Source organism: Pseudomonas putida, from assembly GCF_002025705.1.
Taxonomy (GTDB): Bacteria; Pseudomonadota; Gammaproteobacteria; order Pseudomonadales; family Pseudomonadaceae; genus Aquipseudomonas; species Aquipseudomonas putida_J.
On record NZ_CP018846.1, the window covers coordinates 1,012,125 to 1,036,445 of the forward strand.

Genomic DNA, 24,321 nt, shown 5'->3' on the forward strand with positions numbered 1-24,321 from the left:
TACGCCATGACCTTGCAGTACCCAACCATCGCCGATTGCGTCGGCAATACGCCTCTGGTTCGCCTGCAGCGCATCGCTGGCGAAACCAGCAACACCCTCCTGCTCAAGCTCGAAGGTAACAATCCCGCCGGCTCGGTGAAGGACCGCCCGGCACTGTCGATGATCACTCGCGCCGAACTGCGCGGCCAGATCAAGCCAGGTGACACCCTGATCGAAGCCACCTCCGGCAACACCGGCATTGCCTTGGCGATGGCGGCTGCGATCAAGGGTTACAAGATGATCCTGATCATGCCTGACAACTCTACCGCCGAACGCAAGGCCGCGATGACCGCCTACGGCGCCGAGCTGATTCTGGTGACCAAGGAAGAGGGCATGGAAGGCGCCCGCGACCTCGCCGAGAAGCTGCAGGCCGAAGGCCGCGGCCTGGTCCTGGATCAGTTTGCCAATGGCGACAACCCGATCGCCCACTACAACAGCACCGGCCCGGAAATCTGGCAGCAGACCCAGGGCACCATTACCCATTTCGTCAGCTCCATGGGCACTACCGGCACCATCATGGGCTGCTCGCAGTACCTCAAGGAGCAGAACCCCAATGTGCAGATCGTCGGCTTGCAGCCGATGGAAGGCTCGGCCATCCCGGGTATCCGTCGCTGGCCCGAGGAGTACCTGCCGAAGATCTTCGATGCCACGCGTGTCGACCGCGTGATGGACATGTCCCAGCAGGAAGCAGAAGACACCACCCGCCGCCTCGCTCGCGAAGAGGGCATTTTCTGTGGTGTGTCTTCCGGTGGTGCGGTGGCAGCCATGCTGCGCCTGTCCCGCGAAGTCGAAAACGCCGTGATGGTCGCGATCATCTGTGACCGCGGCGACCGCTACCTGTCCACCGGCCTGTTCGACCCGAGCTAAATGTCCAAGAAAAAAAGCAACAGCGGCCTGCGCTTCCAGCCAGCCGGCGGCAACCGCACACCCCAGGTCCCCGTGGGCAAGAAACAGCGCCTGGATATCGAGCGCCTGGCCGGTGACGGCCGCGGCATCGCCTTCCTCGACGGGCGCACCTGGTTCGTCAGTGGCGCCCTGGCCGGTGAAGCGGTCGAAGCGCGCGTGCTCAATGCCCGTGGCAAAGTCGTCGAGGCGCGCCTGGAGCGGGTGCTGCAAGCCAGCCCCGAACGCCGCCAGGCGCCGTGCCGTCACTACGAGCGTTGCGGCGGCTGCAACCTGCAACACCTGCCCCACGATGCCCAGCTGGCACTCAAGCAGCGCACCCTGGCGGAACAGCTGCAACGGGTGGCCGGCGTGCAACCCGAAGAATGGGCCGCGCCCCTCAGCGGGCCGGAATTCGGCTACCGGCGCCGGGCGCGGGTGGCAGTGCGCTGGGACGTCAAGGACAAGCACCTGGATGTCGGCTTCCGCGCTGAAGCCAGCCAGGAAATTGTCGCCATAGATGACTGCGCCGTGCTGGTACAGCCTTTGCAATCTATTCTTCGCCACTTGCCGACTGTGCTGCGTTCGTTGGCCAAGCCGCAAGCGATCGGTCACGTGGAGCTGTTCAGTGGTACCGCCGAAGCCGTGCTGGTACGTCATGTGGCACCGCTGCCAGCCGACGACCTGGCGCGCCTGCAGGCGTTCTGCGACGAGGCCAGGGCGCAGCTCTGGCTGCAAGGCGAGGGTGAGCCGGCACCAGTGGATGCCGAGGCGAAACTGGGCTTTGCCCTGGAGCCTTGGCAGCTCGAACTGGCCTGGCGCCCGGGCGACTTCGTCCAGGTCAACGCCCAGGTCAATACGGCGATGATCGAGCAGGCCCTGGCCTGGCTCGCACCACAGGCTGACGAGCGCGTACTGGACCTGTTCTGCGGCCTGGGCAACTTCGCCCTGCCGCTCGCCCGCCAGGCACGTGAAGTAGTGGCGGTGGAAGGTGTGCAGGCCATGGTCGATCGGGCCGCGGCCAATGCCCGAAACAACGATGTGCATAACGCCGCGTTTTTTCAGGCCGATTTATCGCAGCCTTTGGCAGGCGCCGGATGGGCCGCCGAAGGCTTTTCTGCGGTACTCTTGGATCCACCGCGCGACGGTGCATACGAGGTGGTGCAAGGCATCGCCCGCCTCAACGCCAAGCGCTTGGTGTATGTATCGTGCAACCCGGCCACGCTGGCGCGAGACGCCCAGGTGCTGGTCGGCCAGGGGTACCGGTTAAAAAGGGCCGGGATTCTCGACATGTTTCCTCAGACGGCGCATGTCGAAGCCATGGCGTTATTCGAAGCGGGCTAGCAGGCTGGCCCCTTGGTGCGGCTTCCACGGAAGCGAAGCTGCACGGTGATAGCCAGTGCACCCGTGTGGTGCGCTGTATGGAAAGGTAAAACAAAGATGGTACAGGTGAGAGTGCACCAGCCGGTCAACACAGACGGCAGTATCAATCTCGAAGCATGGCTGGATCACGTGGTGAGCGTCGATTCGGCACTGGATCGCGTGGCGCTGAAAGAGGCTTGCGAGTTCACCCAGGAAATCGAAAAGAAGGGCAACCCGGCCAAGCATTCATGGGCCGATGGTACGTCCAGTTATCAGGCTGGCCTTGAGATCGCCGAAATCCTCGCCGACCTCAAGCTCGACCAGGATTCGTTGGTCGCGGCGGTGATCTATCGCTCGGTGCGTGAAGGCAAGGTGACCCTGGCCGAAGTCGGCCAGCGCTTCGGCCCGGTGGTGTCCAAGCTGATCGACGGCGTGCTGCGCATGGCCGCCATCAGCGCCAGCCTCAGCCCGCGGCAGTCGCTGGTGCTGGGCTCGCAGGCGCAGGTCGAGAACCTGCGCAAGATGCTCGTGGCCATGGTCGACGACGTGCGCGTGGCGCTGATCAAGCTGGCCGAGCGTACCTGTGCGATCCGGGCGGTAAAATCTGCCGATGACGAAAAACGCCTGCGCGTGGCGCGCGAGGTGTTCGACATCTATGCGCCGCTGGCCCACCGGCTGGGCATCGGCCACATCAAATGGGAGCTGGAAGACCTGTCCTTCCGCTACCTGGAGCCTGACCAGTACAAGCAGATCGCCAAGCTGCTGCACGAGCGCCGGCTGGACCGTGAGCGCTTCATCAGCGATGTGATGAACCAGCTGCAGAACGAGCTGCTGGCCACTGGGGTCAAGGCCGACATCAGCGGCCGGGCGAAACACATCTATTCGATCTGGCGCAAGATGCAGCGCAAAGGCCTGGAATTCAGCCAGATCTACGACGTGCGTGCGGTGCGCGTGCTGGTGCCGGAGGTGCGTGACTGCTATACCGCACTGGGCATCGTGCACACCCTGTGGCGGCACATCCCCAAGGAGTTCGACGACTACATCGCCAACCCCAAGGAAAACGGCTATCGCTCGCTGCACACTGCGGTGATCGGCCCCGAGGGCAAGGTGCTGGAAGTGCAGATCCGTACCCACGGCATGCACGAGGAAGCCGAGCTCGGCGTCTGCGCCCACTGGCGTTACAAAGGCACCGACGTCAAGCCAAGTTCCAACCACTACGAAGAGAAGATCTCCTGGCTGCGCCAGGTGCTCGAATGGCATGAAGAGCTGGGCGATATCGGTGGCCTGGCCGAGCAGCTGCGGGTCGATATCGAACCGGACCGGGTCTATGTGTTCACCCCGGATGGCCACGCCATCGACCTGCCAAAGGGTGCCACACCGCTGGACTTCGCCTACCGCGTGCACACCGAAATCGGCCACAACTGCCGTGGCGCCAAGATCAACGGGCGCATCGTGCCGCTCAACTACAGCCTGCAGACCGGCGAGCAGGTGGAGATCATCACCAGCAAGCACGGCAACCCGAGCCGTGACTGGCTGAACTCCAACCTGGGCTACGTCACCACTTCGCGGGCGCGTGCCAAGATCGTCCACTGGTTCAAGCTGCAGGCGCGTGACCAGAACGTCGCTGCCGGCAAGACCTTGCTCGAGCGCGAGCTCAGCCGCCTGGGGCTGCCGCAGGTGGACTTCGAACGCTTGGCCGAGAAGACCAACGTCAAGACCGCCGAGGACATGTTCGCCTCGCTCGGTGCCGGTGACCTGCGCCTGGCGCACCTGGTCAACGCCGCCCAGCAGTTGCTCGAGCCCGAGCGCATCGAGCAGATCGAACTGGTGCCGCGCAAGCCCACCGGCCCGCGTACCGGCAAGCGTGGCGACATCCAGATCCAGGGCGTCGGCAACCTGCTTACGCAGATGGCCGGCTGCTGTCAGCCGCTGCCGGGCGATGCCATTGTCGGCTACATCACTCAGGGCCGCGGCGTCAGCATCCACCGCCAGGACTGCGCCTCGGCGCTGCAGCTGGCCGGGCGCGAGCCGGAGCGCATGATCCAGGTGAGCTGGGGGCCGATCCCGGTGCAGACCTACCCGGTCGACATCGTCATCCGCGCCTACGACCGCCCAGGGCTGCTGCGCGACGTGTCGCAGGTGCTGCTGAACGAGAAGATCAACGTGCTGGCGGTCAACACCCGCTCGAACAAGGAAGACAACACCGCGCTGATGTCGCTGACCATTGAGATTCCGGGCCTGGATGCGCTGGGGCGCTTGCTGGGGCGGATTTCGCAGTTGCCTAACATCATCGAGACGCGGCGTAACCGTACGCCTTGAGACCGCGGCGCCTGATTAGCGGGCAAGCCCGCTCCCACAGGTACAGTGCACATCTTCAGACTTGCACAAATCCCTGTGGGAGCGGGTTCACCCGCGAAGAAGGCGCCACCGAAGGACCTGCTTAAATGACCTACACCCTCGAAGACCTGCTGCACCTCATGGCCCGCCTGCGTGACCCGCAGTACGGCTGCCCATGGGACCTCAAGCAGAATTACGCGAGTATCGTCCCGCACACCATCGAAGAGGCGTACGAAGTCGCCGATACTATCGAGCGCGGCGATTTCGAGCACCTGCAGGGCGAGCTCGGCGACCTCTTGTTCCAGGTGGTCTACTACAGCCAGCTGGCCCGGGAAGAAGGGCGTTTCGAATTCGACGGCGTGGTCGACAGCATCACCCGCAAGCTGATCCGCCGCCACCCCCACGTATTCCCCACAGGCGAGCTGTACGCGCCGCTGGACACGCCCAGCCTGAACGAGGCCCAGGTCAAGTCACGCTGGGAGGAGATCAAGGCCGAGGAACGCGCCGAGAAAAGCCCCCCTGAACAACTGTCGTTGCTCGATGACGTGCCGGCGGCATTGCCGGCGCTGTCGCGGGCGGCCAAACTGCAGAAGCGCGCGGCCACCGTCGGTTTCGACTGGCCAGCGGCGCTGCCGGTGCTGGACAAGGTGCGCGAGGAGCTCGACGAAGTGTTGCAGGCCATGGCCGACAACGATGCCGACGCCCTTGAGGATGAAGTCGGCGACCTGCTGTTTGCCGCTGTGAACCTGGCTCGCCACCTCAAGCAAGACCCCGAAAACGCCCTGCGCCGCGCCAACCGCAAGTTCGAGCGGCGTTTCCGCTTCATTGAGCAGGCATTGCGCGACAGCGGCCGGCCGATTGAAAATTGTAACCTTGACGAGCTGGACGCCCTCTGGGGCGAAGCCAAACGTCAGGAAAAGAACCTGCCCAGCTGCGGCTGAGCTGTTGCATAAGTGAGTGAACATTCATGAGCCTTTCCCTTCGCGACCAATTGCTCAAAGCCGGTCTGGTCAACCAGAAACAGGTCTCGCAGACCAACAAAGCCGAGAAGAAACAAAAACGCCTGGAGCACAAGGGCCAGGTCGAAGTCGACGACAGCCAGCAGCGCATCGCCAAGGAAGCCATGGCCGAGAAGGCCAAGCGTGACCAGGAGCTCAATCGCCAGCAGCAGGAAAAGGCCGAGCAGAAGGCCCGTGCGGCGCAGATCAAGCAGTTGATCGAAGCCACCCGCCTGCCCAAGCTGACCACCGAGGACTATTACAACTTCGTCGACGACAAGAAGGTCAAGCGCATTGCCGTCAACGCCTTGATGCGCACCCGCCTGAGCAATGGCGCGCTGGCCATCGTGTCGCATGCCGGTGGCTACGAAGTGATCCCGCGCGAGGCGGCGGTGAAAATTCAGGAACGCGACCCGAACCGCATCCTGCTGCTCAATACCCATGTCGAGGAGGCCGACGAGGACGATCCGTACGCGGCCTACAAGATCCCGGACGATCTGATGTGGTAAACACGAAAAACCCCGCCTTGGCGGGGTTTTTTATTGGAAGACTGTGTGAGTGCATGGGTCATTGTGTGGTGCGCTGGTTTTCCAGGTCTTCGAGCTCCACCCGGTACTGGTGAGCTTCATGTTCATTGTGGAACATACCTACCAGCTGGCCTTGTTGGTGCACATCCCAGATCCGCACGCCAGCGGCCAGGCCTTCGTGGGACATTTTCGATTCGTCGCGTTCGGTTACTTGGACTGTCATCGTTAAACTCCACTGCTTGAGTTGGCTGCGACACTGTGTCGCACAACCCCTTTATAGAGTTTGTTAGCAGGCTAAGTAAATAAAACGGGCATGAAACAAGTTTCATGAAGACCGGAATGCGGTCAACTTTGTAGGAGCGGCCTTGCCGGGGCGCCGGACCGGTCGGAAAGGGGCGCGCAGCGGCCCCAGGATCTCGGCTCTGTCACAAGATTGCCGGGGCTGCTGCGCAGCCCATTCGCGACACGAGGCCGCTCCTACAAGGGCATCATCCGGGCACAAAAAAGCCCCGCACTGGCGGGGCTCCGGATATTACGGGCTTTAGCGGATCAGTTACCCTTCACCGTCTTGCCATCAACCGTGCCTTCCTGCAGCACGATCACGTACTCCTTGCCATCGGTCTCGACCTGGCGCAACTGCACCAGCAGGTAGTCCCAGTCCTTGGCGAACCACAGCTCGGTGACGCGCTTGTTCTGGCTTGGGGCACGCACACGCTCGACCTTCACCGCCTCGACCTGGCCGGTCTTGGTGGTGATCTTCTCGGTACCGAGCACGCGGAAGTCATAGTTGTCGATCTCGTCCCCGTCGACCACCTGGTAAGTCATGCTTTTCTTGCCGGCTGCCACATCGTGCTGCAGGGCCAGCTGGTAGGACGATTTGTCCAGCACACCGCGGTTGAGCGGCAGGCTGATCGGGTCCTTGCGGTCGGTGCCGGTGATCTTCTTGGCGTTCCAGTCGAAGGTCAGGTCGACGGTCTTGGCCTTGCCCAGGCCGCCGCGCTCGAAGTGGTACTTCTGCGGCAGCAGGGTATCGTTGTCCAGGCGCAGGGTGCTTTGCTCGGTCAGGCTGGCGATCATCATGGAAGCCTTGAAATTAAGGTCCCAGGTACCGTTGGCATTCTTGACCAGGCTGCGTTCGGCAGTGCCGCTCATGGGCAGCTGCTTCCAGTCAGCGGTGTAGCTGGCCGAGAACGGCTTCAGGTCAGCTGCCTGGAGAGGCAGGGCGAGCACAGCGAGAGCCAATAGCAGGGCGCGACGCATAAATTCTCCTAGGGTCGGATCAAGTGACCACTGGCCGGCAGCGGTTGGTCATCCAGTAAGGCACCCTGTTCACCCAGGCGCAAGCGCCCTTGGGCAAACCAGTGCACCGCCAGCGGGTAGATCTGGTGTTCCTGATGGTGGACCCTTTGGGCCAGGCTTTCCACCGTGTCGTCAGACAGCACCGGTACCACAGCCTGTACGACCAGAGGCCCGCCATCGAGTTCCTCGGTGACGAAGTGGACGCTGCAGCCATGTTCGGCGTCGCCTGCCTCCAGTGCCCGGCGATGGGTATGCAGGCCCTTGTAGCGGGGCAGCAACGACGGGTGGATGTTGAGCAGACGGCCCTGGTAGTGGCGCACGAAGTCGCCACTGAGGATGCGCATGAAACCGGCCAGCACCACCAGGTCCGGGGCAAAGCCGTCGATGCGCGCCATCAGCGCGGCATCGAAGGCTTCACGACCGTCGAACTGGGTGTGGTCGAGCACCAGGGTGTCGATACCGACCGCCTGGGCCCGTTGCAGGCCATAGGCATCGGCGCGGTTGGAAACCACCGCGGCGATGCGCACCTGGCTGTCCTGCGCGCGGCAACTGTCGATCAAGGCTTGCAGGTTGCTGCCGGAACCCGACAGCAGTACCACTACATTGCAGGGCTTGCTCGGCATCAGTGTGCCTTGAGGTTCTGCAGTTCGACCTGGGCGGCGCCTTCGGCGGCTTCGGCGATGTGGCCGATGACCCAAGGCTGCTCACCGGCGGCGCGCAGTTCGTTCAGGGCAGCTTCGACCTGGTCCTGGGCAACGCAGATGACCATGCCGACGCCGCAGTTCAGGACGCGGTGCATTTCGTGCTCGTCGACGTTGCCTTTTTCCTGCAGGAAGTCGAACACCGCCGGGCGCTGCCAGCTGGCCACGTCAACCACGGCCTGGGCATTTTTCGGCAGTACGCGCGGGATGTTGTCCAGCAGGCCGCCACCGGTGATGTGGGCCATGGCCTTGACTGCGCCGGTATTCTTGATCAGTTGCAGCAGTGGCTTGACGTAGATGCGGGTCGGCGCCATCAGCAGGTCGGTCAGCGGTTTGCCGTCGAGCTGGGTGTTTTCGATGTCGGTGCCGGACACTTCGAGGATCTTGCGGATCAGCGAATAGCCATTGGAGTGCGGGCCGGAGGATGGCAGGGCGATCAGCGCGTCACCGGTGGCAACCTTGGAGCCGTCGATGATCTCGGCCTTTTCCACCACGCCGACGCAGAAGCCGGCCAGGTCGTAATCTTCGCCTTCGTACATGCCCGGCATTTCGGCGGTTTCGCCGCCAACCAGGGAGCAGCCAGCCAGTTCGCAGCCGGCGCCGATGCCGGTAACCACGGTGGCGGCGACGTCGACGTTCAGCTTGCCGGTGGCGTAGTAGTCGAGGAAGAACAGCGGCTCTGCGCCGCAGACCACCAGGTCGTTGACGCACATGGCGACCAGGTCCTGGCCGATGCTGTCGTGCTTGTTCAGGTTCAGCGCCAGGCGCAGCTTGGTGCCGACGCCGTCGGTGCCGGAGACCAGCACCGGCTGCTTGTAGCCGGCCGGGATCTCGCAGAGGGCGCCGAAGCCACCCAGGCCACCCATGACTTCAGGGCGTGCGGTGCGTTTTGCCACGCCCTTGATGCGTTCGACCAGTGCTTCGCCGGCGTCGATGTCTACACCGGCGTCCTTGTAGCTCAGGGAGGGTTGCTTGCTCATTGATCCAGGCCTTTAAGAGGGAGGGATTCGTAAAAACGACCATGACGGCCAAGGCCGGCTGGGAAGCGGCGGCTGCCTGAAACGTCAGTGGTCTGTGAAGGCGCGCGATTTTATCAGGGTTGCCGTGCAGCGGCCATCCTCAGGCCGACGGGCAGGGCGGTTAATTGCTGAAAAAGGTGTGCGGGTGGTTGATACGCCGCCTTCTGTATAAGCTGCAGGCACATGCTTCATGCGCAACCGGACAGGAATCCCCATGCGACTTCTCAACTTTCTGGCGGCAGGCTGTCTCGTGCTGGCCAGTGTCACCGCGCAGGCCGAAACCGTCTCCGGGCTTTATCAGGTGCGCGAGCCGGTCGAGGGGCAGGGCGCCGAAGCCCGTTCCGCGGCCACTGCCAAGGCCCTCGATACCTTGGTGCTGCGCCTGACCGGCGACCCCAAGGCGGTGCAGAACCCGGCGCTGGCCGGGCTGCGCAAGGACCCGCAACAGATCATCAACCAGGTCGGTACCGAAGCCGGGCCGCCGGAATCGGTACTGGTCGAATTCGACCCCGGCAGTACTGAGCGTGCCCTGCGCAAGGCTGGCCTGGCGCTGTGGGGCAGTAACCGGCCATCCATCCTCGGCTGGTGGCTCAACGACAGCGCCGAAGGCAGCAACCTGGTCGGTGACGGCCAGGCCAGCGCCCAGCCGCTGCGCCGTGCTGCTCAACACCGAGGCTTGCCGCTGCGCCTGCCGCTGGCTGACCTCCAGGAACAACTGGTGGCCAACGCCAAGCAGCTCGAAGGCAACGACCCGGCGGCGCTGCGCAATGCCGCAGAGCGCTACGGCGCCGATGCCTTGCTGGCGGTGCACGCCCAGGAAGCCGATGGCAAATGGCAAGGTAAATGGCAGCTGTGGCTAGGCGACCAGCGTGAGCAGGGTAACGCCGAGGGCGCTGACCAGGCTGCCCTGGCGGACGCTGTCATGCTGGCGGTCAGCAGCCGCCTGGCCCCGCGCTACGTGATCAAGGCCGGTGCCAGCAGCCAGTTGCAGTTGCAGGTGCAAGGCATGAACCTGCGGCGGTATGCCGAGCTGAGCCGTGTGCTGGAGCCCTACGGCCCCCGCCTGCAGATGGCCGAGGGTGGCACGTTGACCTACGCGGTCACTGGCAATCGCGAGCAACTGCGTGCGCAGCTGGGCCTGGCCAAGCTGCAGGAGGTGCCGGTCGAGCAGGTGCCGTCTGCCCCGGTCACACCCGCGCCCGGCGCTGGGGCTGCGCCAGGCCAGCCAGCAACGCCTGCACCTGCCTCGACCAAGCCGTTCGACGGCCTGCGATTCCGTTGGTAAAGGGGCCTATCGATGACTGACATGCGTCGCTGGATCGGCTGGGGTGCTGCACTGCTGATCGCCGTGCTTCTCTATAGCCTGCACAATATTCTCACACCATTCCTGGTAGGCATCTTGCTGGCCTACCTGGCCGACCCGCTGGTCGACCGCCTGGAGCGCCTGGGCCTGTCGCGCACTTGGGGTGTGGTGGTGGTGTTCGGCCTTTTCACTCTTCTGCTGATGGCCTTGCTGCTGGTGCTGGTGCCGTTGCTGGCCAAGCAGTTGCTGCGCCTGTACGAACTGGCGCCGCAGATGCTCGACTGGCTCGAGCATGTGGCGCTGCCCTGGGTGCAGGGCCGCCTGGGCCTTGCCGACGGGTTCTGGAAATTCGACAAGATCAAGGCCGCCATTGGCGCGCACATGGGCCAGACCACCGACATCGTCGGCATGTTGCTGTCCCATGCCACTGCCTCGAGCCTGGCGCTGATGGCCTGGCTGGCCAACATGGTGCTGATCCCGGTAGTGGGTTTCTATCTGCTGCGTGACTGGGACCTGATGATGGCCAAGCTGCGTGGCCTGCTGCCGCGTCAGCGTGAGCCGCAGGTCGTAGGGCTGGCTGGTGAATGCCATGAGGTACTGGGGGCGTTCGTCCGTGGCCAGCTGATGGTGATGGTCGCGCTTGGCGTCATCTATTCCGCCGGCCTGATGCTGGTCGGGCTTGAACTGGGCCTGCTGATCGGCATGCTCGCGGGGCTGGCAGCCATTGTGCCGTACATGGGCTTCATCATCGGTATTGGCGCGGCGTTGGTGGCCGGATTGTTCCAGTTCGGAGGGGACCTGTACCCGATGCTCGGCATCGTCGCGGTGTTCATGGTCGGGCAGGCACTGGAGGGCATGGTGCTGACTCCGCTGCTGGTCGGTGACCGCATCGGCTTGCATCCGGTAGCGGTGATCTTCGCCATTCTCGCCGGCGGCGAACTGTTCGGCTTCACGGGAGTGTTGCTGGCGTTGCCGGTGGCGGCGGTGATCATGGTGCTGCTGCGACATGTGCACGACCTGTACAAAGAATCGGACATGTATGCCGGGGATGTCGACCCGGATCTGTGAATGAGGGGCTGCCATGCAGCCCCTGCAACAGCGCAACTTGTTGATTTTGCTTGTGCTATCCGCCTGCATGATTGTGCGCCCTGCTTTGCGGGTATAGACTTTGCACATTGTTCACCAAAGGCCCCCTGCGGTCCTGCTGACCGCCCGCGAGCATGAAACCACCGATCCAGTTGCCCCTGGGTGTGCGCCTGCGCGATGACGCCACCTTCATCAACTACTATCCGGGCGCCAATGCCGCGGCGTTGGGCTATGTCGAGCGGCTGTGCGAAGCCGACGCCGGCTGGACCGAGAGCCTCATTTATCTGTGGGGCAAGCAGGGCGTTGGTCGCAGCCACCTGCTGCAGGCGGCCACCCATCGCTTCCAGCAGTGTGGCGAACCTGCCGTTTACCTGCCGCTGGCGCAGTTGCTGGATCGTGGTGTGGAGCTGCTCGATTACCTGGCTCAGTACGAACTGGTGTGCATCGACGACCTGCATGTGATCGCCGGCAAGGCAGACTGGGAAGAGGCGATGTTCCACCTGTTCAACCGCCTGCGTGACAGCGGCCGCCGCCTGCTGCTGGCTGCCTCGGCTTCGCCCCGTGAACTACCGATCAAGTTGCCCGACCTCAAGTCACGCCTGACCCTGGCCCTGGTGTTCCAGATGCGCGGCCTGTCCGATGAAGACAAGCTGCGTGCCCTGCAATTGCGGGCCTCGCGCCGCGGCTTGCACCTGACCGACGAGGTCGGCCATTTCATCCTTACCCGCGGCACGCGCAGCATGAGCGCGCTGTTCGACCTGCTCGAACGCCTTGATCAGGCCTCCCTGCAGGCTCAGCGCAAGCTCACGATCCCTTTCCTGAAGGAAACCCTCGGCTGGTAAGCCCCGTAAACACTGGGCTTTGAGCTGCAAAACGAAAAAGTCACATCTTTTTCGATAAAATTTGCAAATGGCCATGATAGAGGGCATAGTTTCACCCTTCTAAAGGATTACAGACACGGTCGTGCCCATGCTGAAGCGCTTCGCACCCCTCGTGCCACTCGCACTCGTGACCCTGCTTTTTGGCTGCGCGGCTCAAGGCCCGGTTTCCCAGCCCCAGGATCACACCCCGATTGCCTCGCAATCGGTCAACAAGGCCAAAGCTTCGCCTTCGTCGGTTTTCGGCGAAGAAGAGCAGGCCACTGAAGATGACCTGGAGGCCTTCTCCAGCAGCAAGCCTTATCAGCTTCCGGTGCTGGCTGACAGCATCCTTGAGCGCGGCATGTCGCTGATCGGCACCCGCTACCGCTTTGGCGGTACCTCGGAAGCCTCAGGTTTCGACTGCAGCGGTTTCATCGGCTACCTGTTCCGCGAGGAGGCTGGCATGAACCTGCCGCGCTCGACCCGCGAAATGATCAACGTCGATGCGCCGAAGGTGGCCCGCAACAAGCTCAAGCCAGGCGATCTGCTGTTCTTCAGCACCAATGGCCGTGGCCGTGTCAGCCATGCCGGCATCTACCTGGGTGACAATCAGTTCATCCACTCCAGCAGCCGCCGCAGCGGCGGTGTGCGCATCGACAGCCTCGGTGACCGCTACTGGAGCAAGACCTTCATCGAAGCCAAGCGTGCCTTGGCCATGGCGCCGACCACCAATATCGCGCGCAACTGATATCAAAATGATATATCCTGCCACGGCGGCGTAGCTTGAAAAAAGCTCGCCGCCGTGCGCATTTACAGAAAGCGTCTAATCTAAATTCTCAACTCTTTTCGGCTGCGGCCGTTCGGTCTCAGACAGGAAGTTCTGGCCATGGCGATGATGGCGCGCTTCGCATTTCTTTCCCTGGTGGCATTGCTAGCCGCCTGCTCCAGCCGTGCCCCGGCACCGGCCCCTGTGGTGCAGCCACAAATCACCTACAGCCAGCCCGAGGGCTCGCCACTGGCTGACGACGTGCTGATCCGTGCGATCGGCCTGGTCGGCACGCCTTACCGCTGGGGTGGCAACACGCCGGACTCCGGGTTCGATTGCAGCGGCCTGATCGGCTACGTGTACCGCGACGCTGCCGGCATCAGCCTGCCGCGCTCGACCCGCGAGATGATCGTCATGCGTGCGCCGACCGTGGATATCAGCGCGCTGCAGTCGGGAGACCTGGTGTTTTTCGCCACCGGTGGCGGCTCGCAGGTCAGTCACGCGGGTATCTATGTGGGCGAAGGGCGTTTCGTGCATGCACCCTCTACCGGCGGCACCGTGCGCCTGGACTACCTGTCCAACAGCTACTGGTCCAAGGCCTACCTGCAGGCCAAACGCGTGATTCCCCAAGGGAATCTCGCGCAGAACCGTTGAGCGCTAGCGTGCCTTGGTCACTCGCCACACCACGTTGCCCACGTCATCGGCGACCAGCACGCCACCGCGCTGGTCGTTGATGACGCCCACCGGTCTCCCTTTGGCCTTGCCATCCTCGTCGAGAAAGCCGGTCAGCAGGTCTATAGGCTTGCCTGCGGGTTTTCCGGCGCTGTCGAACGGTATGAAAATTACCTTGTAGCCACTGTGCGGCTTACGGTTCCAAGAGCCATGCTGGCCCACGAACGCTCCGCGATCGAATGGCGAGGGCAGTACGCCGGGCTCGGCGAAGGCCAGCCCCAGTGACGCCGTATGTGGGCCTACGGCATAGTCCGGCACGAGCGCCGTGGCGACTTTCTGCGGGTTCTGGGGCGCAACCCGTGCATCCACATGCTGCCCGTAGTAGCTGTACGGCCAGCCATAGAAGCCGCCGTCCTTGACCGAGGTGATGTAGTCCGGCACCAGGTCGCTGCCGATCTCGTCACGCTCATTGACCGCTGTCCACAGTGCTCCGCTGTCTGGCTGCCAGGCCAAGCCGTTCGGATTGCGCAGGCCTGATGCGAACAGGCGATGCTGGCCGCTGGCCGGGTCCACCTCCCAGATCGCTGCGCGCCCCTGCTCCTTGTCCAGGCCGTTCTCGCCGACATTGCTGTTGGAGCCTACGGTCACGTAGAGCTTGCTGCCGTCGGGGCTGGCGATCACGTTCTTGGTCCAGTGATGGTTGAGCGGGCCGCCTGGCAGGTCGGTGACCTTGTGGCCTTCCCCGGCAATCTGCATCGCTCCCGGTTCATAGTGGAAGCGCAGCAGCTGGTCGGTATCGGCGACGTAGAAGTCCTTGCCCACCAACACCATGCCGAAGGGGGAATTGAGGCCTTCGATGAACGGTGTGCGAATTTCTGCGACGCCGTCGTGGTCGGCGTCGCGCAGTAAGGTGATGCGGTTGGCGCTGGCTACGCCGGCACCGGCCCGTTTCATCGCCTTGCCCATGAACCAGCCTCGCAGCCCCTTGCCGTCGTCAGGCTTGGGCGGGGCGTTGGTCTCGGCAACCAGGACGTCACCATTGGGGAGCACGTAGAGCCAGCGCGGGTGTTCGAGGTTGTCGGCAAATGCCTGTACCTGGGTGCCCGGGGCTGACTTGGGTTTAGCCCCGTGCGGCCAACCTGTGGCAGGGGCGATGTTGACGGTCGGGATCAGGCTCTGGCGGGGTGGCGGAAGTTGCGGCAAGGGGCCGCTGCCATCGCTCACCTTCAGGTGGGCAGTGTCGCCGCAGCCTCCAAGGCAGGCGAGCAATGTCCACGGCAACAGCATGACGGTGCGTTTCATGTTCGCAGCCCTTTGTGCCGGTGTATGAACATGTGAGCGCGCGCTGTTGCTCAAGGTTCACCGAGCACCGCTCCCGATTGACGAGGCTTAACCGGCCTCTTCCAGGTCCAGGTGATCGATGCGTTCGAAACGCTCGGTGAGAAAATCGATCAGGCGTCGTACCCGTGCCGACAAATGCAATTGCTGCGGATATACCGCGTAGACATCGGCCCGTGTCGGGGTCTGGTCCTCCAGCAACAGCCGCAGGCGCCCGCTGCGCACATAGCGGGCGATGTCCCATTCTGCGCGTAGCAAGATACCGTGCCCCTGCAAGGCCCAGTTCAGTGCCACTTCCCCGTCATTGCAACTGAGCGCGCCCTGTACCTTGATGTTCTGCGTGCGGCCGCCACTGGTGAAGCGCCATACGCCATACGGCGATTCGTTCTGGCGCAAGAAAATGCAGTTGTGCTGGGCCAGTTCCGAAAGCTTCTGTGGGGTGCCGTGCTTTTCCAGGTACAGGGGCGAGGCGCACAGCAGGCGGCGGTTGGAGGCGATCTTGCGGGCGTGGAAGGAGGCGTCCGGCAGGGTGCCGAAACGTATGCCCAGGTCAAAGCCGTGCGACGCCAGGTCCAGTGGGTGGTCACTGATCTCCAGTTGCACTTCGATATCTGGATGGCGCGCATAGAAGTCTGCCAGGGCCGGGCCAATGTAGCGCCGGCCGAAACCCAGTGAAGCATTCACCCGGATCAGCCCTTTGGGCTCCGCGCGGTGCTGGCCGAGCAACTGCTCCACCTCGTCGACCTGGGCGAGGATTCGCGCGGCATGGGCGAAGTACAGCTCGCCCTCTGCAGTCAGGCTCATGGAACGGGTGGTGCGGTTGACCAGGCGAATGCCCAGGCGTGCTTCCAGCGCGGCCAGGCGTTTGCTCACTGCCGGTGGGGTCACGCCCAGTTCGCGTGCTGTGGCGGCCAGGCTGCCTTGCTTGGCCAGCAGGTGGAAGAAGCCCAGGTCCTGTGTCGGATTCATCATTAACCCATGGTTACTTGAGACGTGATTCAGGGTTAACTGCTGCCCTGAGTTCACTACATATACTCGCCTCATCCCCGCTGGCACAAGCCTGGTGGGCCACAACGAGCATGGGAGTCGAGACATGAACAACTACAAGATCGCCGCCATCCCGGGTGACGGCATCGGCGTCGAAGTGATCGCGGCGGGTGTGGAAGTACTGCAGGCCCTGGCTGCCAGGCGCGGTACCTTCACCATGGATTTCGAACACTTCGACTGGGGCTCGGAACGTTACCTGCGTGAGGGCCAGTACATTCCCGAGGATGGCCTGGAGTCACTCAAGGCGTTTGACGCCATCTTCTTCGGTGCCGTGGGCAGCCAGGAGGTGCCTGATCATGTGTCTCTGTGGGGGCTGCGCCTGCCGATCTGCCAGGGCTTCGACCAGTACGCCAACGTGCGCCCGGCGCGCGTGCTGCCCGGGGTTAGCAGCCCGCTGGCCAAGGGCAAGGCCATCGACTGGGTGATCGTGCGCGAAAACTCCGAAGGCGAATACTCCGGCAGCGGTGGCCGAGTACACCAAGGCCTGCCGATCAAGGTGGCTACCGAGGTCTCGACGTTTACCCGCGTGGGCGTGGAGCGCATCCACCGCTTCGCTTTCGAACTGGCCCGCACCCGGCCGGCGAAGCACCTGACGCTGGTGACCAAGTCCAACGCCCAGCGCCACGGCATGGTGCTGTGGGATGAGGTGTTCGCGCAGGTGGCCAAGGATTACCCGGATGTGCGCACCACCCGCGAACTGGTGGACGCCGTGACCACCACCATGGTGCTCAAGCCCGAGCAGCTGGATGTGGTGGTGGCGACCAACCTGCATGCCGACATTCTCTCGGACCTGGCCGCCGCGTTGTCCGGCAGCCTGGGCATCGCGCCCACCGCCAACCTCAACCCGGGCCGCGAGTTCCCATCGATGTTCGAACCGATCCACGGCTCGGCCTTCGACATCACCGGCAAGGGCGTGGCCAACCCGATCGCCACCTTCTGGACCGCAGTGATGATGCTTGAACACCTGGGCGAAGCCGCTGCTGCGCGCGAGCTGATGGCGGCCATCGAAGCGGTGACCGAAAGTGGCCTGCACACGCCGGACCTGGGCGGCAACGCCACTACTCGAGCAGTGACCGATGCCGTGCTGGCGCTGCTGCGCCGCTGAGTTCAGGCCTGCTTCAGCAGCAGCGCCACCCCCGGGAAATACTGGCCCAGCTCGTTGTGCAGCTTGCGATAGGCATAAGGGAAGTACCAGGCGATGGCGCAGGCTGTGTGTTTCTGCAGGTCATCGACCAGGTCTTGCAGTTCTTCCGGGCTGGCATGCTGGCCTGCCTTCCAGGGGGTGATGAACAGCGCCCCCGCTTTCAGCTGGCTGGGGTAGGCCACCTGACGGGCGAGGGCGGTGGTTTCCTGCAGGGCTGCGGCCATGTCCAGCCGGGCGATTTTTGGCCAGCGCTGGCTCACGCTCAGGTAGAGCGCCTCGTCGGCGCTGCAGATCGACAGGTCGCAGCGCCCCTCCAGTTCGCCCTCGTCACGCTGCTTCTTGCTGGCAAACTGCGGCAGGGCTGCCCGTTCGGCCTGCCAGGCAGCTGCGGCGAGCATGCCGATGTTGGCGGCGCTGCCATGCCAGTAGGGGGCTTCGGCATCGCCATTGAACTGGTTGAAGCGGTCGATGCAGTCGACCCAGCGCTCCAGGACCGGCTGCAGAAACTCCAGGCGCGGGTTATTGATGATCTGGCCTTGCATGCTGAGCTCTCCTGTTGTCGTTATGATCGCGTCCAGCGAAAAGTGATGGCTATGTGACATCATTTTATTCAGTGTGGCACAACCTGACGGATCGGCCATTGACCCAGGCCAGTTCGGCCGAAGTAAAAGGCCCCGTCCGATTGACGCTCCCGGTGCAACCCTCTAACCTTCGCGGCGTGTTTCAGGTGCCCTGCCAGCCCCGACTGGGCAGGGTGAAACTGGGAAGCCGGTGGTCGCCAGCATGGCGCGATTCCGGCGCTGCCCCCGCAACGGTAGGTGAGTAGCGGCCGCGCAGGGCCACTGGGTACAGGTACCCGGGAAGGCGCGCAGGCCTGGGCCGAACGGCCCGCTCACAAGCCCGGAGACCGGCCTGAAACTGCCAACGGCATCACGGAGGGTGATGCGCGGTGCACCGTGGCTCCGGCCATGGCTCCTGCGCGTTCTCCGTCTGCCCGCCTATTACCTGTCGCCGCTGTTCACGTGGCGTCAGCCTGCGGAGAACCCTTCATGAGCGAATCCACCGACCGCGACGAACGCCACCTGGCGCGCATGCAGCGCAAGAAGGCGGTCATCGACGAGCGCATCGCCAATTCCCCCAATGAATGCGGCCTGCTGCTGGTGCTCACCGGCAACGGCAAGGGCAAGAGCAGTTCGGCCTTCGGCATGCTCGCTCGCGCCCTGGGTCATGGCATGCAGTGCGGCGTGGTGCAGTTCATCAAGGGCCGCAACAGCACCGGCGAGGAGCTGTTCTTCCGCCGTTTCCCCGAGCAGGTGCGCTACCACGTGATGGGCGAGGGGTTCACCTGGGAGACCCAGGACCGTCAGCGTGACATCGCTGCCGCCGAAGCTGCCTGGGCGGTATCGCGCGCGCTGCTGCAAGACCCGAGCGTGCAGTTCGTGGTGCTCGACGAGCTGAACATCGCCCTCAAGCACGGCTACCTCGATCTGGACCAAGTGCTGAGTGACATTCAGGCCCGGCCACCGATGCAGCATGTGATCGTCACCGGTCGCGCAGCCAAGCCTGAAATGATCGAACTGGCCGATACCGTCACCGAGATGGGGATGCTCAAGCATGCCTTCCAGGCCGGTATCCGCGCGCAGAAGGGCGTCGAACTGTGAGTGAAACGCGCAGCTGCCCGGCGGTGCTGATCGCAGCACCTGCCTCTGGCCAGGGCAAGACTACCGTGACTGCAGCCCTTGCCCGCCTGCACCGCAACCTTGGGCGTAAAGTCCAGGTGTTCAAATGCGGCCCTGATTTCCTCGACCCGATGATCCTTGAGCGGGCCAGTGGCGCACCGGTGTACCAGCTCGATCTGTGGATGATTGGTGCCGAAGAAAGCCGTCGACTGCTGTGGCAAGCTGCACAAGAGGCCGACCTGATTCTGATCGAGGGTGTGATGGGTCTGTTCGACGGCACCCCGTCCAGCGCTGATCTGGCCCGCCACTTCGGTGTGCCGGTGCTGGCGGTGATCGATGGCACGGCCATGGCCCAGACCTTCGGCGCCCTGGCCTTGGGCCTGGCGCGTTATCAGGCCGACCTGCCGTTCGCTGGCGTGCTGGCCAACCGGGTCGGTAGCCTGCGCCATGCGCAACTGCTCGAAGGCAGCCTGACCGAGGGCCTGCGCTGGTATGGGGGCTTGTCACGCGAGCGCGGCATCGAGCTGCCCAGCCGCCATCTGGGATTGGTCCAGGCCAGCGAGCTGAACGACCTGGATGCCCGCCTTGACGCTGCCGCCGAAGCCCTCGGCGCCAGCTGCGACGCTACCTTGCCGCCGCCGGTGGCCTTCGCCGCGCCCGCGCCACAACCGTGCGCTGCGTCGCTCAGCGGTGTGCGCATCGGCGTGGCGCGTGACGAAGCGTTCGCCTTTACATACGGCGCCAATCTCGACCTGCTGCGTGATCTGGGCGCACAGCTGGCATTCTTTTCGCCGTTGCATGATCGTGAGTTGCCAGCAGTAGACAGCCTGTACCTGCCAGGAGGCTATCCGGAACTGCATCACCACGCGCTGGCTGCCAATGCGCCGATGTGCGAAGCGATCCGTGCCCATCACGCCCAGGGCAAGCCGTTGCTGGCCGAGTGCGGCGGCATGCTGTACCTGCTCGATGCGCTGACTGATGTTGCTGGCGAGCGTGCCAAGCTGCTCGGCCTGCTGCCAGGCGAGGCGACCATGCAGAAGCGCCTGGCGGCCCTGGCACTGCAAGCCGTGGAACTGCCCGAAGGCACTCTGCGCGGGCACACCTACCACCACTCGCTGACCAGCACCGAGCTGGAGCCGATCGCCCGGGGCCTGAGCCCCAACGGTGGGCGCGGCAACGAAGCGGTGTATCGGCTGGGCAGGCTGACGGCGTCCTACGTGCACTTCTACTTCCCGTCCAACCCTGACGCGGCGGCGGCGCTGTTGCGGCCATGAGCGATCACGCCTACAGCGCCGCCGAGCGCGCCGCGATCTACCGCGCCATTGGTGAGCGCCGCGACATGCGCCACTTTGCTGGTGGCTCGGTCGCTCCCGAGCTGCTCGCTCGCCTGCTGGCCGCCGCGCACCAGGCGCCGAGTGTCGGCCTGATGCAGCCTTGGCGCTTCATCCGCATCAGCCAGCGTGAACTGCGCGGGCAGATTCAGGCCTTGGTCGAAGAAGAGCGGGTGCGTACCGCCGAAGCGCTGGGCGAACGCTCTGATGAGTTCATGAAACTCAAGGTGGAGGGCATCAGCGACTGCGCTGAAGTGCTGGTGGCAGCGTTGATGGACAACCGCGAGTCGCACATCTTCGGCCGCCGTACCTTGCCGGAGATGGACCTGGCTTCGCTGGCCTGTGCGATCCAGAACCTGTGGCTGGCCGCCCGAGCCGAGGGCCTGGGGCTGGGCTGGGTCTCGCTGTTCGAGCCGCAGGCCCTGGCCGCGCTGCTGGGCATGCCCGCTGGGGCCAAGCCGGTGGCGGTGCTGTGCCTGGGGCCAGTCACCGCGTTCTACGCGCAGCCGATGCTGGTACAGGAAAACTGGGCCGAGGAACGCCCCTTGAGTGACATGCTGTTCGAGAACCAATGGGGAGAACGCCCATGAGCGTCGCTTTGCTGACCGTAGCCGGTGTGGCCCTGGATGCGCTGCTGGGTGAGCCGCAGCGACGGCATCCTCTGGTGGGCTTCGGCAACCTGGCGTCGAGCCTGGAGCGCCGCCTGAATGCCAGCGGGCGCGGCTGGCGCAGCCATGGCGTGAGCGCCTGGTTCCTGGCCGTGGTACCACTGACCCTGGTGGCGTTGATATTGTCCTGGTTGCCCTATGTCGGCTGGTTGGTGGACGTGCTGGCGCTGTATTGCGCCCTCGGTTTGCGCAGCCTCGGGGAGCATGTGCTGCCGGTGGCCAACGCCTTGCGCCAAGGGGATCTGGAAGAGGCGCGGCGCCGCGTCGGCTACCTGGTCAGCCGGGAAACCCGCGAACTGGACGAACCAGCAGTCGCTCGCGCAGCCACCGAATCGGTACTGGAGAACGGCAGCGATGCGGTGTTCGCCGCGCTGTTCTGGTTCGTCGTGGCCGGGGCGCCGGGGGTGGTGCTGTACCGCCTTAGCAACACCCTGGACGCCATGTGGGGTTACCGTAACGAACGCTTCGAGCGCTTCGGTTGGTGCGCGGCGCGCATCGACGATGTGCTGAACTATATTCCCGCCAGGCTGGTGGCGCTGACTTACGCGCTACTTGGTAAAACGCGCCTGGCCCTGGCCTGCTGGCGTAAACAGGCACCGCTGTGGGACAGCCCCAACGCTGGGCCAGTGATGGCCTCGGGGGCCGGTGCGCTGGGTGTCGAACTGGGCGGCCCGGCGGTGTACCACGGTGAACTGCACGAGCGCCCACGCCTGGGTGACGGGCCGATGGCCGATGCCGATGCCATCGAGCGCGGCTGGAGCCTGGTGCAGCGTGGTGTGTGGTTGTGGGTACTGCTGATCTGCGTGGGAGCCTATCTGAATGCTTGAACACGGTGGCCGCCTGCTGCGTGCGGTGCGGCAGTACGGGATCGCGCGGGAAGACTGGCTCGACCTGTCCAGCGGCATCGCGCCGTGGTCTTATCCGATTCCGCCGATTCCACTGGATGCGTGGGCCCGGCTGCCAGAGACCGACGACGGCCTCGAAGACGCGGCGCGGCGTTACTACCGCGCCACCCAGCTACTGCCGGTGGCCGGTTCGCAGGCGGCGATCCAGGCGCTGCCGACATTGCGCCCGGCCGGGCGAGTCGGTGTGCTGTCCCCCTGTTATGCCGAACATCCCCAAGCATGGCGGCGCGCCGGGCATGAGGTGGTCGAACTGGATGAAACCCAGGCCGAAGCCGAGCTCGACAGCCTTGATGTGCTGGTGCTGGTCAACCCGAACAACCCCACCGGTCGCCGGGTATCGCGCGAGCGTCTGCTGGCCTGGCACGCGCGGTTGGCCGAGCGCGGCGGCTGGCTGCTGGTCGACGAAGCGTTCATGGACAACACCCCCGAGCACAGCGTGACCGACTGCGCCGAACGCCCGGGCCTGATCGTGTTGCGTTCGTTCGGCAAGTTCTTTGGCTTGGCCGGCGTACGGTTGGGCTGCGTAGTGGCCGAACCCTCGTTGCTGCAGCGCCTTGCCGAGCTGCTCGGGCCCTGGACCGTCAGTGGTCCGACCCGGGTGCTGGCGCAAGCCTGCTTTGCCGACCACGCGGCGCATCAAGCTCAGATCGAACGCTGTGCGCTGGCCAGTCAGCGCCTGGCAGCACTGTTGCAAGGCGTTGGCCTGGCGCCCAGCGGTGGCTGCGACCTGTTCCAGTACGTGCGCAGCGCGCATGCAGCCCACCTGCATGATTTTCTCGCCCGCCGCGGCATCCTCGTGCGCCTGTTCGAGCAGCCTGCCGCCGTGCGCCTTGGCCTGCCGGCGAATGCCGCAGACGAGCAGCGCCTGGCCCGGGCCCTGGCCGATTATCAGAAGGAAACGGCATGACCACCCTCATGGTGCAAGGCACCACCTCCGATGCGGGCAAGAGCACACTGGTTACCGCCCTGTGCCGCTGGCTGTTGCGCCAGGGCGTCGGCGTGGTGCCGTTCAAGCCCCAGAACATGGCGCTCAACAGCGCCGTGACCGCCGACGGCGGTGAAATCGGCCGCGCCCAGGCGGTACAGGCCCAGGCTTGCCGGCTGGCCCCCCACACCGACATGAACCCGGTGCTGCTCAAGCCCAACAGCGACACCGGAGCCCAGGTGATCATCCATGGTCGCGCGGTCACCAGCATGAATGCGGTGGCCTATCACGACTACAAGGCGATTGCCATGCAGGCAGTGCTGGCCTCGCACCAGCGCCTCACAGCTGCCTACCCGGTGGTGATGGTAGAGGGCGCGGGTTCGCCGGCCGAAATCAACCTGCGCGCCGGTGATATCGCCAACATGGGCTTTGCCGAGGCGGTCGACTGCCCGGTGATCCTGGTTGCCGACATCAACCGCGGCGGGGTGTTCGCCCACCTGGTCGGTACCCTCGAGCTGCTTTCGCCGAGCGAGCAGGCGCGGGTCAAGGGCTTCGTCATCAATCGTTTTCGCGGCGACATCGCGCTGCTTCAACCGGGCCTGGACTGGCTGGAGCAACGCACTGGCAAACCTGTGCTGGGCGTGCTGCCCTATGTCACCGACCTGCACCTGGAAGCCGAGGATGGCATCGACATCCGCCAGGGCGCCAAGGAGGAGCACGTGCTCAAGGTGATCGTCCCGGTGCTGCCGCGCATCAGCAACCACACTGATTTCGACCCGTTGCGCCTGCACCCGCAGGTCGACCTGCAGTTCATCGGCCCGGGCCAGCCGATTCCGGCCGCCGACCTGATCATCCTGCCCGGCTCGAAGAGCGTGCGCGGCGACCTGGCGCAACTGCGCGAGCGTGGCTGGGACAAGGCCATCGAGCGGCACCTGCGCTATGGCGGCAAATTGATCGGCATCTGCGGTGGCCTGCAGATGCTTGGCCGTGAAGTGCACGACCCGCTCGGCCTGGAAGGCGCCGCCGGTTCCAGCCCCGGGCTGGGCCTGTTCGATTACGTGACGGTGCTTGAAGCCGACAAGCAACTGCGCAACGTTGCCGGCGTTCTGAGCCTGGAAGCCGTGCCGGTCGCCGGTTATGAAATTCATGCAGGCGTTACCGCAGGCCCTGCCCTGGAACGGCCCGCCGTGCAGCTCGCCGATGGCCGTTGTGACGGCGCGATCAGTGCCGACGGCCAGGTCCTCGCCACCTACCTTCATGGCCTGTTCGAGGGCAGCCAGTCGTGTGCCGCGCTGCTGCGCTGGGCGGGGCTGGAGAATGCGCAGACCATCGATTACGAGGCCCTGCGCGAACGTGATATCGAGCGCTTGGCCGACCTGGTGGAAACCCACCTGGATACCGCGCACCTGCGAACGCTTTGTGGAGTCGCCTGA

General features: G+C 64.3%; 24 protein-coding genes and 1 riboswitch. Of the genes, 17 read left to right on the forward strand and 7 right to left on the reverse strand.

Translation table 11 applies throughout. The features are described from left to right. Nucleotides 1–6: 6 nt before the first annotated feature. The 5 genes from cysM to BUQ73_RS04680 all read left to right on the forward strand — a co-directional run bounded on the left by cysM (nucleotide 7) and on the right by BUQ73_RS04680 (nucleotide 6,127). Entirely contained in the window at nucleotides 7–906 is a 900-nt protein-coding gene (cysM, locus tag BUQ73_RS04660; protein WP_079226865.1) for a cysteine synthase CysM, read from the forward strand. After that, nucleotides 907–2,265, forward strand: a complete 1,359-nt coding sequence (gene rlmD / locus BUQ73_RS04665) for a 23S rRNA (uracil(1939)-C(5))-methyltransferase RlmD (RefSeq protein WP_079226866.1) — start codon at nucleotides 907–909, stop codon at nucleotides 2,263–2,265. It abuts the gene before it with no gap. 96 nt (nucleotides 2,266–2,361) lie between these two features. Next, a complete protein-coding gene (gene relA, locus BUQ73_RS04670; protein WP_079226867.1) occupies nucleotides 2,362–4,602 on the forward strand; it encodes a GTP diphosphokinase in 2,241 nt (746 codons plus the stop codon). A gap of 125 nt (nucleotides 4,603–4,727) precedes the next feature. Beyond that, nucleotides 4,728–5,561 (forward strand): nucleoside triphosphate pyrophosphohydrolase, encoded by an 834-nt coding sequence (mazG, locus tag BUQ73_RS04675; RefSeq protein ID WP_079226868.1) that lies wholly within the window; start codon nucleotides 4,728–4,730, stop codon nucleotides 5,559–5,561. A 26-nt stretch (nucleotides 5,562–5,587) separates the two neighbouring features. Beyond that, nucleotides 5,588–6,127, forward strand: coding sequence for a DUF2058 domain-containing protein (locus tag BUQ73_RS04680; protein ID WP_079226869.1), 540 nt, complete (start codon nucleotides 5,588–5,590; stop codon nucleotides 6,125–6,127). Between the two features lie 58 nt (nucleotides 6,128–6,185). On the opposite strand, the gene BUQ73_RS04685 is transcribed toward BUQ73_RS04680, so the two are convergent. From BUQ73_RS04685 to purM, 4 genes are all read right to left on the reverse strand, one after another. Further along, a complete protein-coding gene (locus BUQ73_RS04685; protein WP_012270943.1) occupies nucleotides 6,186–6,368 on the reverse strand; it encodes a hypothetical protein in 183 nt (60 codons plus the stop codon). A 326-nt stretch (nucleotides 6,369–6,694) separates the two neighbouring features. After that, complete coding sequence (locus BUQ73_RS04690; RefSeq protein ID WP_079226870.1) at nucleotides 6,695–7,405, reverse strand: DUF3108 domain-containing protein; 711 nt, start codon at nucleotides 7,403–7,405, stop codon at nucleotides 6,695–6,697. A gap of 8 nt (nucleotides 7,406–7,413) precedes the next feature. Continuing rightward, a complete protein-coding gene (purN, locus tag BUQ73_RS04695; protein ID WP_079226871.1) occupies nucleotides 7,414–8,067 on the reverse strand; it encodes a phosphoribosylglycinamide formyltransferase in 654 nt (217 codons plus the stop codon). Beyond that, nucleotides 8,067–9,125, reverse strand: a complete 1,059-nt coding sequence (purM, locus tag BUQ73_RS04700; RefSeq protein WP_027918086.1) for a phosphoribosylformylglycinamidine cyclo-ligase — start codon at nucleotides 9,123–9,125, stop codon at nucleotides 8,067–8,069. Before purM ends, purN begins: the two co-directional genes overlap by 1 nt. Before the next feature lie 253 nt (nucleotides 9,126–9,378). Here purM and BUQ73_RS04705 point away from each other — a divergent pair, with 253 nt between their 5' ends. The 5 genes from BUQ73_RS04705 to BUQ73_RS04725 all read left to right on the forward strand — a co-directional run bounded on the left by BUQ73_RS04705 (nucleotide 9,379) and on the right by BUQ73_RS04725 (nucleotide 13,833). Continuing rightward, nucleotides 9,379–10,449: a DUF2066 domain-containing protein gene (locus BUQ73_RS04705; RefSeq protein ID WP_079226872.1), complete on the forward strand. Its 1,071-nt coding sequence runs from the start codon at nucleotides 9,379–9,381 to the stop codon at nucleotides 10,447–10,449. A gap of 12 nt (nucleotides 10,450–10,461) precedes the next feature. Continuing rightward, nucleotides 10,462–11,535 carry an AI-2E family transporter gene (locus BUQ73_RS04710; protein ID WP_079226873.1) on the forward strand — a complete coding sequence of 358 codons (1,074 nt, stop codon included), beginning with the start codon at nucleotides 10,462–10,464 and terminating at the stop codon, nucleotides 11,533–11,535. Nucleotides 11,536–11,687: 152 nt separating this feature from the next. After that, nucleotides 11,688–12,395: a DnaA regulatory inactivator Hda gene (gene hda, locus BUQ73_RS04715; RefSeq protein WP_079226874.1), complete on the forward strand. Its 708-nt coding sequence runs from the start codon at nucleotides 11,688–11,690 to the stop codon at nucleotides 12,393–12,395. Nucleotides 12,396–12,522: 127 nt separating this feature from the next. Beyond that, nucleotides 12,523–13,161 (forward strand): C40 family peptidase, encoded by a 639-nt coding sequence (locus tag BUQ73_RS04720; protein ID WP_079226875.1) that lies wholly within the window; start codon nucleotides 12,523–12,525, stop codon nucleotides 13,159–13,161. A 138-nt stretch (nucleotides 13,162–13,299) separates the two neighbouring features. Further along, nucleotides 13,300–13,833, forward strand: a complete 534-nt coding sequence (locus BUQ73_RS04725; protein ID WP_079226876.1) for a C40 family peptidase — start codon at nucleotides 13,300–13,302, stop codon at nucleotides 13,831–13,833. 3 nt (nucleotides 13,834–13,836) lie between these two features. Here the strand turns inward: BUQ73_RS04725 and BUQ73_RS04730 are convergent, their stop codons facing one another. Both BUQ73_RS04730 and BUQ73_RS04735 read right to left on the reverse strand, forming a co-directional pair. Further along, nucleotides 13,837–15,153 (reverse strand): PQQ-dependent sugar dehydrogenase, encoded by a 1,317-nt coding sequence (locus BUQ73_RS04730; protein WP_079226877.1) that lies wholly within the window; start codon nucleotides 15,151–15,153, stop codon nucleotides 13,837–13,839. An 87-nt stretch (nucleotides 15,154–15,240) separates the two neighbouring features. After that, nucleotides 15,241–16,158, reverse strand: coding sequence for a LysR family transcriptional regulator (locus BUQ73_RS04735; RefSeq protein ID WP_060483783.1), 918 nt, complete (start codon nucleotides 16,156–16,158; stop codon nucleotides 15,241–15,243). A gap of 124 nt (nucleotides 16,159–16,282) precedes the next feature. Between BUQ73_RS04735 and BUQ73_RS04740 the strand changes: the two genes are divergently transcribed. After that, nucleotides 16,283–17,341 (forward strand): tartrate dehydrogenase, encoded by a 1,059-nt coding sequence (locus BUQ73_RS04740; protein ID WP_079226878.1) that lies wholly within the window; start codon nucleotides 16,283–16,285, stop codon nucleotides 17,339–17,341. A gap of 2 nt (nucleotides 17,342–17,343) precedes the next feature. Here BUQ73_RS04740 and BUQ73_RS04745 read toward each other — a convergent pair whose 3' ends face one another. After that, a complete protein-coding gene (locus tag BUQ73_RS04745) occupies nucleotides 17,344–17,922 on the reverse strand; it encodes a hypothetical protein (protein ID WP_079226879.1) in 579 nt (192 codons plus the stop codon). Between the two features lie 166 nt (nucleotides 17,923–18,088). After that, nucleotides 18,089–18,311: riboswitch (cobalamin riboswitch) on the forward strand. Between the two features lie 118 nt (nucleotides 18,312–18,429). Here BUQ73_RS04745 and cobO point away from each other — a divergent pair. From cobO to BUQ73_RS04775, 6 genes are read left to right on the forward strand one after another with little or no spacing between them, the layout of a single operon-like run. Further along, a complete protein-coding gene (gene cobO, locus BUQ73_RS04750; RefSeq protein WP_079226880.1) occupies nucleotides 18,430–19,041 on the forward strand; it encodes a cob(I)yrinic acid a,c-diamide adenosyltransferase in 612 nt (203 codons plus the stop codon). Then, nucleotides 19,038–20,333: a cobyrinate a,c-diamide synthase gene (locus tag BUQ73_RS04755; RefSeq protein WP_079226881.1), complete on the forward strand. Its 1,296-nt coding sequence runs from the start codon at nucleotides 19,038–19,040 to the stop codon at nucleotides 20,331–20,333. The genes cobO and BUQ73_RS04755 overlap by 4 nt, the downstream gene beginning before the upstream one ends. Further along, nucleotides 20,330–20,980 (forward strand): 5,6-dimethylbenzimidazole synthase, encoded by a 651-nt coding sequence (gene bluB, locus BUQ73_RS04760; protein WP_079226882.1) that lies wholly within the window; start codon nucleotides 20,330–20,332, stop codon nucleotides 20,978–20,980. The genes BUQ73_RS04755 and bluB overlap by 4 nt, the downstream gene beginning before the upstream one ends. Further along, nucleotides 20,977–21,885, forward strand: coding sequence for an adenosylcobinamide-phosphate synthase CbiB (cbiB, locus tag BUQ73_RS04765; RefSeq protein ID WP_079226883.1), 909 nt, complete (start codon nucleotides 20,977–20,979; stop codon nucleotides 21,883–21,885). Before bluB ends, cbiB begins: the two co-directional genes overlap by 4 nt. Continuing rightward, nucleotides 21,878–22,870, forward strand: a complete 993-nt coding sequence (gene cobD, locus BUQ73_RS04770; RefSeq protein ID WP_079226884.1) for a threonine-phosphate decarboxylase CobD — start codon at nucleotides 21,878–21,880, stop codon at nucleotides 22,868–22,870. Before cbiB ends, cobD begins: the two co-directional genes overlap by 8 nt. Further along, entirely contained in the window at nucleotides 22,867–24,321 is a 1,455-nt protein-coding gene (locus BUQ73_RS04775; protein ID WP_079226885.1) for a cobyric acid synthase, read from the forward strand. Before cobD ends, BUQ73_RS04775 begins: the two co-directional genes overlap by 4 nt.

What these genes read in the sequence shown, in the direction of transcription:
- cobD (WP_079226884.1), top strand. Translation starts at nt 21,878, where the DNA reads ATGCTTGAACACGGTGGCCGCCTGCTGCGTGCGGTGCGGCAGTACGGG.
- BUQ73_RS04705 (WP_079226872.1), top strand. Translation starts at nt 9,379, where the DNA reads ATGCGACTTCTCAACTTTCTGGCGGCAGGCTGTCTCGTGCTGGCCAGT.
- cbiB (WP_079226883.1), top strand. Translation starts at nt 20,977, where the DNA reads ATGAGCGTCGCTTTGCTGACCGTAGCCGGTGTGGCCCTGGATGCGCTG.
- BUQ73_RS04720 (WP_079226875.1), top strand. Translation starts at nt 12,523, where the DNA reads ATGCTGAAGCGCTTCGCACCCCTCGTGCCACTCGCACTCGTGACCCTG.
- BUQ73_RS04775 (WP_079226885.1), top strand. Translation starts at nt 22,867, where the DNA reads ATGACCACCCTCATGGTGCAAGGCACCACCTCCGATGCGGGCAAGAGC.
- purN (WP_079226871.1), bottom strand. Translation starts at nt 8,067, where the DNA reads ATGCCGAGCAAGCCCTGCAATGTAGTGGTACTGCTGTCGGGTTCCGGC.
- BUQ73_RS04745 (WP_079226879.1), bottom strand. Translation starts at nt 17,922, where the DNA reads ATGCAAGGCCAGATCATCAATAACCCGCGCCTGGAGTTTCTGCAGCCG.
- rlmD (WP_079226866.1), top strand. Translation starts at nt 907, where the DNA reads ATGTCCAAGAAAAAAAGCAACAGCGGCCTGCGCTTCCAGCCAGCCGGC.
- purM (WP_027918086.1), bottom strand. Translation starts at nt 9,125, where the DNA reads ATGAGCAAGCAACCCTCCCTGAGCTACAAGGACGCCGGTGTAGACATC.
- BUQ73_RS04690 (WP_079226870.1), bottom strand. Translation starts at nt 7,405, where the DNA reads ATGCGTCGCGCCCTGCTATTGGCTCTCGCTGTGCTCGCCCTGCCTCTC.
- cysM (WP_079226865.1), top strand. Translation starts at nt 7, where the DNA reads ATGACCTTGCAGTACCCAACCATCGCCGATTGCGTCGGCAATACGCCT.
- bluB (WP_079226882.1), top strand. Translation starts at nt 20,330, where the DNA reads ATGAGCGATCACGCCTACAGCGCCGCCGAGCGCGCCGCGATCTACCGC.
- BUQ73_RS04730 (WP_079226877.1), bottom strand. Translation starts at nt 15,153, where the DNA reads ATGAAACGCACCGTCATGCTGTTGCCGTGGACATTGCTCGCCTGCCTT.
- cobO (WP_079226880.1), top strand. Translation starts at nt 18,430, where the DNA reads ATGAGCGAATCCACCGACCGCGACGAACGCCACCTGGCGCGCATGCAG.
- BUQ73_RS04725 (WP_079226876.1), top strand. Translation starts at nt 13,300, where the DNA reads ATGGCGATGATGGCGCGCTTCGCATTTCTTTCCCTGGTGGCATTGCTA.
- BUQ73_RS04735 (WP_060483783.1), bottom strand. Translation starts at nt 16,158, where the DNA reads ATGAATCCGACACAGGACCTGGGCTTCTTCCACCTGCTGGCCAAGCAA.
- relA (WP_079226867.1), top strand. Translation starts at nt 2,362, where the DNA reads ATGGTACAGGTGAGAGTGCACCAGCCGGTCAACACAGACGGCAGTATC.
- BUQ73_RS04740 (WP_079226878.1), top strand. Translation starts at nt 16,283, where the DNA reads ATGAACAACTACAAGATCGCCGCCATCCCGGGTGACGGCATCGGCGTC.
- mazG (WP_079226868.1), top strand. Translation starts at nt 4,728, where the DNA reads ATGACCTACACCCTCGAAGACCTGCTGCACCTCATGGCCCGCCTGCGT.
- BUQ73_RS04685 (WP_012270943.1), bottom strand. Translation starts at nt 6,368, where the DNA reads ATGACAGTCCAAGTAACCGAACGCGACGAATCGAAAATGTCCCACGAA.
- hda (WP_079226874.1), top strand. Translation starts at nt 11,688, where the DNA reads ATGAAACCACCGATCCAGTTGCCCCTGGGTGTGCGCCTGCGCGATGAC.
- BUQ73_RS04710 (WP_079226873.1), top strand. Translation starts at nt 10,462, where the DNA reads ATGACTGACATGCGTCGCTGGATCGGCTGGGGTGCTGCACTGCTGATC.
- BUQ73_RS04680 (WP_079226869.1), top strand. Translation starts at nt 5,588, where the DNA reads ATGAGCCTTTCCCTTCGCGACCAATTGCTCAAAGCCGGTCTGGTCAAC.